Origin of the sequence: Staphylococcus lugdunensis, from assembly GCF_002901705.1 — a bacterium.
Taxonomy (GTDB): Bacteria; Bacillota; Bacilli; order Staphylococcales; family Staphylococcaceae; genus Staphylococcus; species Staphylococcus lugdunensis.
In genome coordinates this window covers 567,420-580,214 of sequence record NZ_PPPV01000016.1, presented here as the reverse complement: position 1 = coordinate 580,214, position 12,795 = coordinate 567,420, and the positions used below count along the sequence as shown (strand labels likewise).

The following is a 12,795-nucleotide window of genomic DNA, read 5'->3' as shown; positions in this document are numbered from 1 at the left end:
GAGGTTATTCCACATTACATAAGACATTAAAATCCAAGTTCATTGTTTCATTGCCACGCTCATTACTTATAACAATATATTGCTGTTGCGTGTCAATATGTTTAATATAGCCAGAGATTGAATGGATATAACCACTGCGCCAATAACTAATAATAGCGAGTTGCTGGTGGACGAATTTCGTTGTTAAATTGCGATTGATGAGTGTTAATTGGTCTTCAGATAAGCTGGGCATGTCAATTTTATTTTGTTCTTCGATATAGTCACGCAGCTGTTGATATTGCTCTGGCATTGTCGCAAACGGTGCCCATTTGACGATACCACGACCTTGTGGAATATTACTGTCTAAGTATTCTCTTGGTATTTTTCGATAATCGGTTTCATGTCGATATTGTTTAGGAATCATAGTTATCACCTCGAACTCATTATAGAACATATGTTCGTAAATTTAAATAGAAAACTACAATTTTCAAAAATATAAATAATCGCAGGACATAGAAGTGGATTAATAGGGTATAGGTAATTCGTAGAAAGACTTTATGCATATCATGATTGATTGAACAAAGGGGAAATGAATTTATGTCACATGGTCCTATTCAAGTGAATAGTGAAATTGGAACATTAAAAACTGTATTGCTAAAACGACCGGGGAAAGAATTAGAAAATTTAATACCGGATCATTTAAGTGGTCTATTGTTTGATGATATTCCATATTTAAAAGTGGCTCAAGAAGAGCATGATCATTTTGCACAAACATTGCGGGATGAAGGTGTAGAAGTACTATATTTGGAGCAATTAGCAGCCGAAGCAATTGTAGAGCCGAACGTACGTGCACAATTTATTGAAGAGGTGTTGACAGAATGTCCAGAAACGATTCTCGGACATGAACAAGAAATTAAAGCCTACTTTGCTACATTGACTAATGAGGAATTGATTGAAAAAATCATGTCTGGTGTTCGCAAAGAAGAAATTAAATTAAAATCAATTCATTTAGTGGAATATATTGATGATTTATACCCATTTTATTTAGACCCAATGCCAAATTTATACTTTACACGTGATCCACAAGCTTCTATTGGACATGGGATGACAGTAAACCGCATGTATTTTGGTGCACGCCGTCGAGAGTCTATTTTTATGTCATATATATTAAAGTATCATCCTCGTTTTAAAGATGAAGATATTCCAGTATGGTTGGATCGACAGACACCATTTAATATTGAAGGTGGGGATGAACTCGTATTATCTAAAGAAGTATTAGCTATTGGAATTTCCGAACGCACGTCTGCCCAAGCGATTGAACGTTTAGCACGGCAAGTCTTATTTAATGCAGATGCAACATTCACAAAAGTATTAGCGATAGAAATTCCTAATAGTCGTACCTTTATGCACTTGGATACTGTCTTTACAATGATTGATTATGATAAATTTACGATGCATGCAGCTATTTTCAAGAAAGAACAAAATATGAATATCTTTACTATTGAGCAAAACACACAAGGTGATGATATTCAAATTACACGGTCAAGCGATTTAAAAGCGACATTAGAGCAGGCACTTGGTATCGAAGAAATTGAATTTATTCCTACAGGTAATGGAGATATTATCGATGGTGCTCGAGAACAATGGAATGATGGTTCTAACACATTATGCATTCGTCCAGGAGTGGTTATTACATATAATCGCAATTATGTATCTAACCAATTATTACGTGAAAAAGGGATTAAAGTGATTGAAATTAGAGGTAGTGAACTCGTGCGTGGTCGCGGAGGTCCAAGATGTATGAGTCAGCCTTTATATAGAGAAGAGATAGATTAGCAAAGTGGTTCTTTCTGATATGATTATAATGCTATAACACGGAAAAATATTGGAAAATCATGTATAGCAATATGAGCAAGATTATGATTGTAATATATAAGGCCCCTCATTATTTTGGTTTAATAAAGTTTATTAGACTATACGATAGGGCCTTATTTTTTGAGCTGTATACAGATTTTAATTGATATGAATGTCTGAGCATTGTTTGATTTTAAAAGAGACCAAATAGCGTGCTAAAGTGTAAAATGATATGATTAGAATAATCTATTGATAATGAGAGGAATGAACATCAAGATGGCTTATATTACATTAAATTATCAATCGCCAACGATTGGCATGAATCAAAATTTAACAGTTATTCTACCAGAAGATACGAGTTTTTTTAAAAGTGATGGAATTGCTAAACCACTTAAAACGGTTATGCTGCTACATGGATTATCAAGTGATGCCACATCATATATGAGATTTACAAGCATTGAACGCTATGCAGAATCACATCAATTGGCCATTATTATGCCTAATGCTGATCATAGTGCTTATGCCAATATGGCGTATGGCCATCGTTATTATGACTATATTTTAGAAGTGTATCATTATGTGCATCAAATTTTTCCTCTATCAACGCGTCGTGAGGATAACTTTATTGCTGGTCATTCTATGGGTGGTTATGGAACGATGAAATTTGCACTGACACAAAGTCATTTATTTTCCAAAGCAGCACCAATGTCTGCCGTCTTTCAAGCACAAACCTTGATTGATTTAGAATGGACAGACTATCATCCGCAAGCAATTACAGGCGAACATACTAATGTTAAAGGCACAAATTTAGATACATATCATTTGGTTGATGCAGCAGTGGCACGAGAAGAAACACTTCCAGAATTATTTATTCAGTGCGGAACCGAAGATTTTCTGTACCAAGATAACTTAACATTTATTGACTATCTAGCAGATAAACAGATTCCTTATCGTTTTGAACCTAGTCCAGGCGCCCATGATTACACTTATTGGGATAAAAGTATTGCGCGTGCCTTAGCATGGTTTGTTAATGATTAATCCATTAAAATACCTTCCATAGTAAAATAGGAGGGTATTTTTTATATTTCGCTTATATTGCATTGGTCACATATATATAGTTTTAAGTTTATTGTCATCATGATGCAAAGATGTCATGCTACGAAAACCTACTAAGGCATTACATTCCTTAGCGCGTGCTACTGAAATATACGACTAAATTAATTCATCAAAATTAAAAATAGTAATCATATCATAAACATAACTTTGCAATTTATCATTATTTGTATTATATAATAGTGGTGTTTTATTACGATTATTAAAATTGAATGTAATTAGAATATATTATAGAATTAAAAAGTAGATAAATTGGATTTTGGGCCGCTAAAAATGCATGTTAGGAGGTATGTGTATGCAGAAGTATCGTATTGTATGTGTGATTGCCTTAGTTTTAATGTTGATAATGAGTTATTTAACTTTAACCACAAAGGTTAATGCCTCAGCATCTGTCGTAGCTGTTGGTGATAATTTAATACATCCAGTTGTTTATAACGATGCTAAAGTAGGTTCGAATAAATATGATTTTAAACCTATGTACAAGCATGTGAAATCAAATATTCAACAAGCAGACTTCGCGTATGTGAATCAAGAATCACCGATTGGTGGAGATGATAAGCCGTACTCAGGATTTAAACAATTTAATACACCGAGTGATGTAACTAAAGCCATTGTAGATAGTGGGTTTAACATCATAAATGGTGCAAACAACCATTCACTGGATCAAGGTGATTCAGGAGTAACCAATCATATAAATGCTTGGAAACCCTATCGCCATGACGTGTTGTTTTCTGGTGTTTTCAAGTCTCAAAAAGAAAGCGAAGCGGTACATACAATTACGAGAAATGGTATTACTGTAAGCTTACTTTGCTATACATATGGTACAAATGGCCAAATATCTCAATATCCTTATACAGTAAAAACCTTTGATGAAGCAACGATAAAAAAAGATGTGCGCAAAGCAAAGGAACATAGTGATGCGGTAATTGTTTCAGCACATTGGGGCAATGAGAATCATACAATGCCGAATGAGAAGCAACAAAAGTATGCGCAGTTATTTGCAGATGAAGGTGTTGACGTTGTTTTAGGAATGCATCCACATGTCATTCAACCGGTTAAATGGGTAAAAGGAAAAAATCAGCATCAAACGTTAGTGGCATATTCACTTGGTAATTTCTTAAACGGGCAATATACTTCAACGGAATGGAACCAATTATTAGGACGGTTGAATTTTAATTTAGAAAAAACTTCTAAAGGTGTTACCGTGAACAACGTAAAATGGCGCAGCATGGTTAACCATTATGAACAAAGTAAGCCTATGGATAAACGTACGCGCAAACATTTTGTATTATATAATTTACACGATTATACACCGGCGTTGGCTGAGAAACATGCCTTACGCCAAAATATACAAAGTCAATGGGACATCCCACACTTACAGCAAATGACTAAAAGCATTATTGATGATGAATTTTTAGACGCACAAAGTATTTAGTGCGTCACGTTTCACGAGAAACATCGCCTGTCATCCAACCATTGAGCTAACGTAAAATCATGTTAAAGTATATGTGAAAAGCTCTAACGTTTTCATTAAATATAACAGGAAAGATTTGTTTTTTCTTGTGAATAAGCTAATATAAAAGCTATAAATTGATATTGGAGATAAAATATGTCACCACAAAAAGCCAAACAACGCACAAATAATAAAAAAATATTTCTGTTTGTTATGATATTCATTACCATTATATGCGTATGTTTAGCAATTTTTTATCATAGGACAACAGCAGAGTTACATCACGGAGTATTTAATCGTGGTGAACTAGCACAATTAGCACCAGATAAAGTTCCTGTCCCAGATGTGAGACGTCCAGATTACTTTAAATCAATGACTCAATTATTTGCTCATACTAAAGAAGGGCGAGATTGGAAGAAAGAAGTCATACATACAAAGAGCGATGCAATCATTATTGCACCGCACGGGGGTAATATTGAAAAAGGAACAACGGAATTATCGCGACTTGTTGCACGAAAGAACCATTATAATTTCTATTCATTTATAGCTTTGCGTCATCATGCAGAACGTTTACATGTAACGTCGGCGCATTATAATGATCCTCAACTATTAAAGATGCTTCAAAAGCAAGAATATGCCGTTGCGATACATGGCGCAAAAGGGAATCACCCGATTGTCTATATTGGGGGATTGGACACACCTTTAAAATTAGCCATTCAAAAGCAATTGATTAAGTCACATTTTGTTGTTAAACCTGCGCCAACATATCTTGGTGGCGAACTGACAGGTAACTTTGTCAACAAGGATTTAAAGCATGCAGGAGTACAATTGGAGCTCACCACTGCATTGCGCAAATCTTTTTTCGTCAATGATAATTTTAATCATATCGCTAAGGATAAGCATCAAGATTTTACAAAGCGTATGTATGTTTTTGCAGACGCTATTGATCGCGCAATAGATGAAATAGAACATAAGAAAAGCACGTCTGACTCAGATTAAATGGTCGGACGTGCTTTTTAAATAAAATTTATTAGAAGTTTTTAGCAACTTCTGTAGCTTTTGCTAGACTAGCTGCTTTGATTTCTTCTGTTTTTTCTGGTTCTGCATTGTGACCTTCAATAATGACATTCTCATATGATGGCACTCCTAAGAAAGTCATAATTGTTTTCAAGTAACGGTCACCAGATTCCATTTCAGCTGCGGGGCCTTCACTATAATATCCACCACGAGATTGGATATGTAGTACTTTTTTATCTGTTAATAAACCTTGTGGGCCTTCTGCTGTGTATTTGAATGTTTTACGGCAACAGTAATAGCGTCAATATAAGCTTTTAATACAGGAGGGAATGATAAATTCCACATTGGTGACACGAATACATATTTATCAGCGCTTAAAAATTCATCAAGAATTTCAGCTAAACGTTCAATTTTTTCTTTTTCATCACCGTTAAGTGTTTCACCGTTTGCTGCTTTACCCCATCCTGTTAAGACATCTTTGTCAATGAGTGGAATGTAAGTATTGAATAAATCGATATGCACGATGTCATCTTGAGCATGTTGTTCTTTATAAGCGTTTAAAAAGGCTTTACCAGCTGCCATAGAGTTAGATGCCAGTTCATCTAATGGATGTGCAGTAATATAGAGTAATTTAGACATGAGTTGAGCTCCTTTAAATTGTGATTTAGATATAATTATTATACTTATAATTGCATATAGCGCAAGCACTTTGTTTTAAAATCATACTAATGGCGTATGTATGATTGATATTATTGATAAGTGATACATAAAATAGAATTCTTATTTTTAAAAATAGAAGATAAATGTGTATAATAGGTATATGAAGCTTTCACACGACACGTGAAGAGTTTGAATTTTGATTTACCAAAAGGAGTGACAAGAATGAAAGGTCTATTCATTACAATTATATTAGGTGCAGTTGGTTTTGTAGCTTTCAAAAAATATCAAGAGAAAGTAAATAAAATGCCAAATATTGAATATTAAAAACAACAAGCCAGGATATTTTCACATCTAGAAAATATCCTGGCTTTTGTTTTATAGGATGGGCAGTGTAAATCGCAACTTTATAGTGAAAATTTACATGATGTTTACAAAAAATTAAATTTAATTTATAAAAGTTATTGTAGGATTAAATGTAATTGTATATTTCTTAAAAAAGTTTATAATACTTAGATATAAAGAGTAATTCTAAACATACTAGATAATTTCACAAATAAATACAAAAATTCAAATTACTGCTGGAGGTCAAAATGGAAAAAACGCTTGATTTATCGATGTTTATAACTGCACTAAAAAAGAATTGGAAGTTATTTATTTTAATACCTGTGGTTTTTGTAGTTATAAGCTTATTAATAACTATATTTTTAATGAAGCCTAAATATGAGGCAAATACACAAGTGTTAGTAAACCAAAAAGAAAGCAATGAACAATACAGGGCTCAAGAAGTTCAAAGTAATATTCAACTTGTTAATACGTATTCTGAAATTCTTAAGAGTCCACGTATATTAGAAGACGTAGCGAAAAAAGATAAAAATCTCTCTGCAAGTGAAATTGGCAACATGCTTACAGTCACAAAACAAGCTGACTCACAAATTTTAAATGTAAGTGTTGAAAATCATAGCAAGGCAGACGCAGAACGCATAGCAAATGAAATTGTAAGTGTATTTAGTAAAGATATGCCGAAAATCATGGATATAGATAACGTTTCGATATTATCGAAAGCAGATGGAACTGCATCCAAAGTTTCACCTAATTTGTCGCAAAACTTAGCAATAGGACTTGTATTAGGCTTAGTACTCACTATTGTAATTATCATTTTTAAAGAATTATTTGATAGAAGAATTAAAACAGAAGAAGATGTTATTAGAGAGTTGGACATTCCAGTTCTAGGTTCAATCCATAAATTGAAATAGGAGACGAAAGTATGACTAAAAAGAATGAGAAACGAAAAAATTTAAATACGCCATTGTTTACTGAAGATAATTCTAAATCAATCGTGAGTGAAAAAGTTAGAGGTATACGCTCTAATATCATGTTTTCAGGTGTAGAAGAAGTTCAAAGTATCATTGTTACTTCTGAAAAGCCAGCTGCAGGTAAAAGTATTATTTCAGCGAATATTGCAATCACATATGCACAAGCAGGATATAAAACATTAATCATAGATGGAGATATGAGAAAGCCCACGCAACATTATCATTTTGAAACGACGAATTATGATGGATTATCAAATTTAATCATAGGAAAGTCTAACTTTGATAAATCGATTATCAAGACGAGAGTAAAGAATCTTGACTTAATGACAGCAGGTCCCACACCACCTAATCCATCTGAATTAATTGGTTCTGCCGCATTTGAGAACATATTACGTGATTTAAATGAAATATATGACTTCATTTTAATTGATACACCACCAGTCATTTCAGTTACAGATGCGCAGGTTTATTTAAGATACGTACCTGAATGCGTCATGATCATTGATGTACAGAATAATAATAAAAATGAAGTGAAGAAAGCAAAAGAATTAATTGAAAAAGTAGGAGGACGTGTAATAGGAGCAGTGTTAAATAAAACACCTAAAGAAAAATCATCTAGTTATTATTATTACGGAGATGATGAATAAATGATTGATATACATAATCATATTTTGATTAATGTGGACGATGGTCCTAAAACTAAAGAAGATGCCATTACTTTATTAACTCAAGCGAAGAATGAAGGGGTTACAGAGATTGTTGCGACACCACATCACTTAAGTCCCCAATATGATAACAGTTATAGTCAGGTTAAAGAAAGTTTAGAACAACTCTTAGATATGGATGAAGTCAAAGATTTAGGTATCAAGCTTTATCCAGGACAAGAAATAAGAATAACAGATCAAATACTGTCCTTATTACAAAAAGGAGATGCCATTGGATTAAATAACTCTAACTATTTATTAATAGAGTTGCCGTCAAATAGTGTTCCACACTATACAAAACGTCTTTTCTTTGATTTACAGTCGAATGGTTATATCCCCATCATTGCCCATCCAGAGAGGAATAAGGTCATCACCCAAGACTTAGATGTTTTATATGAACTTATAAATTCGGGTGCGTTCAGCCAGCTTACTTCAGCCTCGTTAATGGGAAAACTTGGAAAAAAAGTGCAAAAATTGTCCATTCAAATGATTGAAAATAATTTATCCCATTTCATAGCTTCAGATGCACACCATGTCACCCAAAGACCTTTTATCATGAATAGTTTGTTTAGCAATAAAAATTTACAAGAATATGAAGAAAACATAAAAAATTTTATGAATAATGCAAAATCTGTCATCAAAAATGAAAATATAGTAAAAAAACAACCACTTCAAGAATATAAGCATAAAAAATTGTTTGGTTTATTTTAATTTATACGCATGATGGATGAGGAGATGAAAACATGTGAACAAATTAAATGCTCGAGTAAGGCTTTTTGCTTTAATTATAATAGACTCGTTGATTGTAGCATTTTCAGTTTTTATTTGTTATAACATTTTGGAGCCTTTTTTCAAAGGATACGCCAATAAAATTCTAATTTTGACTTCGATATTGCTATTAATCGCGCATCATGTATTTGCTTATATTTTTAACTTATACCATCGTGCATGGGAGTATGCCAGTGTAAATGAATTATTAATCATAGTAGAGTCAGTGACTTGTTCTATTTTAGCTACAGTCATATTAGTTCCAGTATTTACGGGGCACCCACCGTTCTTTAGATTATATCTTATTACATGGATGATGGTGTTAATATTAATCGGAGGTTCCCGTATTTCATGGAGAGTGACACGAAAATTTGTCGTTGGCAAACATCAAAAGAAAAAACCAACCCTTATTGTCGGGGCTGGACGAGGTGGTTCTTTACTTATTCGCCAAATGTTAAGAAGTCCTGAAATGGGGCTAGAACCGGTATTGGCAGTGGATGATGATCCTCAAAAAAGAAAACTTACCATAGCAGACGGTGTAAAAGTACAAGGGACAATTGATGATATCCCTAATTTAGTAAATAAATTCCGCATTAAGCGTATTATTATTGCTATTCCAACACTCAAGCCTAATCGCCTAAAAGAAATTAACGATATTTGTAATAGCACTGGCATAGAATTGTTTAAAATGCCTAGCATTGAACAAGTATTAGTTGGTGAACTAGAAGTTAATCAATTAAAACGTGTAGAGGTAGAAGATTTACTTGGGCGTGAACCAGTTGAATTGGATATGGCTATGATTTCAAAAGAACTAACGCATAAAACGATAATGGTTACCGGTGCTGGTGGTTCGATTGGCTCTGAGATATGTAGACAAGTTTGTAAGTTTGAACCTGATTGTATTCTGTTATTAGGGCACGGCGAAAATAGTATTTATCTTATTCATCAAGAATTAAATGCAATTTACAAAGATAAAATTAGAATTATTCCAATTATAGCCGATGTACAAAATCCAGAACGCATTCAAGATGTGATGAATCGGTATAAGCCATATGCCGTATATCACGCTGCTGCGCATAAACACGTACCTTTAATGGAATACAATCCAATTGAAGCATTTAGAAATAACGTTTTAGGTACACGAAATGTCGCGATAGCTGCTAAAACTGCAGGGGTCAGAAAATTCGTCATGATTTCTACAGATAAAGCTGTAAATCCACCAAATGTGATGGGCGCGTCAAAACGTTTAGCTGAAATGGTTGTTCAAAGTTTAAATGAAGAAAATAGTAAAACCGATTTCGTAGCTGTTCGTTTTGGTAATGTATTAGGTTCACGTGGTTCAGTAATCCCATTATTTAAAAAACAAATTGAAGCTGGTGGTCCAGTTACAGTAACACATCCTGATATGACGAGATATTTCATGACGATTCCAGAGGCTTCAAGACTTGTGTTACAAGCTGGTGCCTTAGCACAAGGTGGAGAAATATTTGTTTTAGATATGGGCGAACCTGTTAAGATTGTTGATTTAGCAAAAAATTTAATTAGATTAAGTGGAAAATCCGAAGATGATATTCAAATTAAATTTACTGGTATTCGTCCAGGTGAAAAGATGTACGAAGAATTACTGAATGAAAATGAAATACATCCTGAGCAAGTTTATGAAAAGATTTATAGAGGCAAAGTAAGAAACTTTTCTAAAGACGAAGTAGAAGCAATCATCAATGATTTAGTGAAAGATTTTAAGAAAGAAAAAATAATCAAAATTGCTAATGATTAGGAGACTTAATATGTTTAAAGATAAAGTGCTACTAATAACTGGAGGAACAGGGTCATTTGGAAATGCAGTTATGGAAAGATTTCTTGATACTGATATTAAAGAAATAAGAGTTTTCTCCAGAGATGAGAAAAAGCAAGATGACATGAGAAAAAAATACAACAATGCCAAATTAAAGTTCTATATTGGAGACGTAAGAGATTCGCATAGTGTTGAAACTGCAATGAGAGATGTTGATTATGTGTTTCATGCCGCTGCATTGAAACAAGTTCCATCTTGTGAGTTTTTCCCTATGGAAGCTGTAAAAACGAATATTATTGGAACAGAAAATGTACTTCAAAATGCAATTCGTAATAAAGTGAAAAAAGTCATTTGTTTATCAACAGATAAAGCTGCTTATCCGATTAATGCGATGGGTATTTCAAAAGCAATGATGGAAAAAGTCTTTGTTTCCAAATCTAGAAATGTTGATGGTGAGCAATCATTAATTTGTGGTACGAGATACGGCAATGTTATGGCATCAAGAGGGTCAGTTATTCCATTATTTATTGAAAAAATAAAAGCTGGTGAGCCTTTAACAATAACAGATCCTAACATGACACGATTTTTAATGAGTTTAGAAGAGGCAGTTGAACTCGTAGTACATGCATTTAAATATGCCAAAACGGGTGACATTATGGTTCAAAAAGCACCAAGCTCAACAGTCGGCGACTTAGCTGAAGCGCTATTACAATTGTTTGAAGCGGATAATGAAATAAAAATTATTGGCACAAGACATGGTGAAAAGAAAGCTGAGACACTTTTAACTAGAGAAGAATATGCACAATGTGAAGATATGGGAGATTACTTCCGTATCCCAGCAGATTCTAGGGACTTAAATTATAGTAACTATTATGAAGATGGTAATAAAGAGATTACAGAGGCATACGAGTATAATTCTGATAATACGAATATATTAACAGTAGAAGAAATTAAGGAAAAATTATTATCTTTAGAATATGTAAGAACTGAATTAAGTAACTATAAACAAGGTTAGGTGGGTTTACATTGAAAATCGTTATAACTGGCTCGAATGGTTTTGTAGGAAAGAACTTAAAAGCAGATTTGAAAGCAACTACAGATAATGACATTCTTGAAATTAATAGACAGACTGACGCAGAAGATGTAAAAAAATATTTGTTAGAAGCTGATTCAGTTGTTCATTTAGCAGGTATCAACAGACCACAAAATGAAGTTGAATTTAAAGAAGGCAATGTTGATTTTCTGAAAGAAGTATTAGACATCTTAAAAGATAATCCGAAGAAGCCAGATATTATTTTATCTTCATCTGTTCAAGCAGAAAATGATAATCCATATGGAAACAGTAAACGCCAAGGTGAAGCAGTACTTGAACAATTTTCCAAAGATAATGGTAATAATGTGTTAATTTATCGTTTGCCTAACTTATTTGGTAAGTGGTGTAAGCCAAACTACAATTCTGTTATTGCAACATTTTGTTACAAAATCGCTAGAGATGAAGAGATTCAAGTGAATGATAAAAATGTAATACTTAAGCTTAACTACATTGATGATGTTGTCAAAGAATTTGAAAACGCGATTAATGGTAAGCCAAATATAGAAAATGGCGAGCCTAAAGTTGCCAATGTCTATGAGGTTAAATTAGGTAAGATTGCTGAACTTTTATTTCAGTATAAAGAAATTCCAAACGATAAAGCACTTCCTAATACCGAAGATCCGTTTGAAAGAGCATTGTATAGCACATTTTTAAGTTATTTACCTAAAGAAGACTTTAGTTATCCTTTGAAAATGAATGTAGACCACAGAGGCTCTTTTACAGAAATTTTTAAAACAAAAGATAGAGGCCAAGTTTCAGTTAACATTTCTAAACCTGGAATAGTAAAAGGCAATCATTGGCACCATACTAAAAATGAAAAATTTTTAGTAGTTTCGGGGCAAGGTGTGATTCGTTTTAGAAAAGTTGACGACGATGACGTTATTGAATATTACGTTTCAGGAGATAAGTTGGAAGTGGTTGATATTCCAGTTGGTTACACACATAATATCGAGAACTTAGGCGATACAGATATGGTGACTATCATGTGGGTAAACGAAATTTTTGATCCAAATAATCCAGACACATACTTTTTGGAGGTCTAGTTG

Annotated in this window: 12 protein-coding genes and 1 pseudogene; 11 read left to right on the top strand and 2 right to left on the bottom strand. The window is 33.4% G+C overall.

Annotated elements, in window-relative coordinates; all coding sequences use genetic code 11:
* Positions 1 to 4: 4 nt before the first annotated feature.
* Positions 5 to 403: a YolD-like family protein gene (locus CD041_RS09520; protein WP_070545665.1), complete on the bottom strand. Its 399-nt coding sequence runs from the start codon at positions 401 to 403 to the stop codon at positions 5 to 7.
* Positions 404 to 576: 173 nt separating this feature from the next.
* Between CD041_RS09520 and arcA the strand changes: the two genes are divergently transcribed.
* From arcA to CD041_RS09500, 4 genes are all read left to right on the top strand, one after another.
* The gene (arcA, locus tag CD041_RS09515; RefSeq protein ID WP_002492452.1) at positions 577 to 1,815 is read left to right on the top strand and encodes an arginine deiminase; all 1,239 of its coding nucleotides are present in this window, start codon (positions 577 to 579) and stop codon (positions 1,813 to 1,815) included.
* 294 nt (positions 1,816 to 2,109) lie between these two features.
* Positions 2,110 to 2,871, top strand: a complete 762-nt coding sequence (locus CD041_RS09510; RefSeq protein WP_002478494.1) for an alpha/beta hydrolase — start codon at positions 2,110 to 2,112, stop codon at positions 2,869 to 2,871.
* A gap of 370 nt (positions 2,872 to 3,241) precedes the next feature.
* Positions 3,242 to 4,381 carry a CapA family protein gene (locus CD041_RS09505; RefSeq protein WP_002478495.1) on the top strand — a complete coding sequence of 380 codons (1,140 nt, stop codon included), beginning with the start codon at positions 3,242 to 3,244 and terminating at the stop codon, positions 4,379 to 4,381.
* A gap of 174 nt (positions 4,382 to 4,555) precedes the next feature.
* The gene (locus CD041_RS09500; RefSeq protein WP_080606486.1) at positions 4,556 to 5,398 is read left to right on the top strand and encodes a poly-gamma-glutamate hydrolase family protein; all 843 of its coding nucleotides are present in this window, start codon (positions 4,556 to 4,558) and stop codon (positions 5,396 to 5,398) included.
* A 31-nt stretch (positions 5,399 to 5,429) separates the two neighbouring features.
* Here CD041_RS09500 and CD041_RS09495 read toward each other — a convergent pair.
* Positions 5,430 to 6,055: pseudogene (locus tag CD041_RS09495) on the bottom strand (FMN-dependent NADH-azoreductase).
* Positions 6,056 to 6,298: 243 nt separating this feature from the next.
* Between CD041_RS09495 and CD041_RS09490 the strand changes: the two are divergent.
* The 7 genes from CD041_RS09490 (at position 6,299) to CD041_RS09460 (ending at position 12,792) form a co-directional block, all read left to right on the top strand.
* A complete protein-coding gene (locus tag CD041_RS09490) occupies positions 6,299 to 6,400 on the top strand; it encodes an SE2200 family small protein (protein ID WP_002478498.1) in 102 nt (33 codons plus the stop codon).
* A gap of 266 nt (positions 6,401 to 6,666) precedes the next feature.
* Positions 6,667 to 7,329 carry a Wzz/FepE/Etk N-terminal domain-containing protein gene (locus CD041_RS09485; protein WP_002460638.1) on the top strand — a complete coding sequence of 221 codons (663 nt, stop codon included), beginning with the start codon at positions 6,667 to 6,669 and terminating at the stop codon, positions 7,327 to 7,329.
* A gap of 11 nt (positions 7,330 to 7,340) precedes the next feature.
* The gene (locus CD041_RS09480; RefSeq protein WP_002478499.1) at positions 7,341 to 8,036 is read left to right on the top strand and encodes a polysaccharide biosynthesis tyrosine autokinase; all 696 of its coding nucleotides are present in this window, start codon (positions 7,341 to 7,343) and stop codon (positions 8,034 to 8,036) included.
* Positions 8,037 to 8,804 (top strand): tyrosine-protein phosphatase, encoded by a 768-nt coding sequence (locus CD041_RS09475; RefSeq protein ID WP_070647753.1) that lies wholly within the window; start codon positions 8,037 to 8,039, stop codon positions 8,802 to 8,804.
* A gap of 34 nt (positions 8,805 to 8,838) precedes the next feature.
* Positions 8,839 to 10,638 carry a polysaccharide biosynthesis protein gene (locus tag CD041_RS09470; protein WP_002478500.1) on the top strand — a complete coding sequence of 600 codons (1,800 nt, stop codon included), beginning with the start codon at positions 8,839 to 8,841 and terminating at the stop codon, positions 10,636 to 10,638.
* 10 nt (positions 10,639 to 10,648) lie between these two features.
* Positions 10,649 to 11,671: a nucleoside-diphosphate sugar epimerase/dehydratase gene (locus CD041_RS09465; protein WP_002492483.1), complete on the top strand. Its 1,023-nt coding sequence runs from the start codon at positions 10,649 to 10,651 to the stop codon at positions 11,669 to 11,671.
* An 11-nt stretch (positions 11,672 to 11,682) separates the two neighbouring features.
* On the top strand, positions 11,683 to 12,792 hold the full coding sequence (locus CD041_RS09460) for a polysaccharide biosynthesis C-terminal domain-containing protein (protein WP_070647754.1): 1,110 nt from the start codon (positions 11,683 to 11,685) through the stop codon (positions 12,790 to 12,792).
* Positions 12,793 to 12,795: the final 3 nt, after the last annotated feature.

What these genes read in the sequence shown, in the direction of transcription:
- CD041_RS09520 (WP_070545665.1), bottom strand. Translation starts at nt 403, where the DNA reads ATGATTCCTAAACAATATCGACATGAAACCGATTATCGAAAAATACCA.
- arcA (WP_002492452.1), top strand. Translation starts at nt 577, where the DNA reads ATGTCACATGGTCCTATTCAAGTGAATAGTGAAATTGGAACATTAAAA.
- CD041_RS09510 (WP_002478494.1), top strand. Translation starts at nt 2,110, where the DNA reads ATGGCTTATATTACATTAAATTATCAATCGCCAACGATTGGCATGAAT.
- CD041_RS09505 (WP_002478495.1), top strand. Translation starts at nt 3,242, where the DNA reads ATGCAGAAGTATCGTATTGTATGTGTGATTGCCTTAGTTTTAATGTTG.
- CD041_RS09500 (WP_080606486.1), top strand. Translation starts at nt 4,556, where the DNA reads ATGTCACCACAAAAAGCCAAACAACGCACAAATAATAAAAAAATATTT.
- CD041_RS09490 (WP_002478498.1), top strand. Translation starts at nt 6,299, where the DNA reads ATGAAAGGTCTATTCATTACAATTATATTAGGTGCAGTTGGTTTTGTA.
- CD041_RS09485 (WP_002460638.1), top strand. Translation starts at nt 6,667, where the DNA reads ATGGAAAAAACGCTTGATTTATCGATGTTTATAACTGCACTAAAAAAG.
- CD041_RS09480 (WP_002478499.1), top strand. Translation starts at nt 7,341, where the DNA reads ATGACTAAAAAGAATGAGAAACGAAAAAATTTAAATACGCCATTGTTT.
- CD041_RS09475 (WP_070647753.1), top strand. Translation starts at nt 8,037, where the DNA reads ATGATTGATATACATAATCATATTTTGATTAATGTGGACGATGGTCCT.
- CD041_RS09465 (WP_002492483.1), top strand. Translation starts at nt 10,649, where the DNA reads ATGTTTAAAGATAAAGTGCTACTAATAACTGGAGGAACAGGGTCATTT.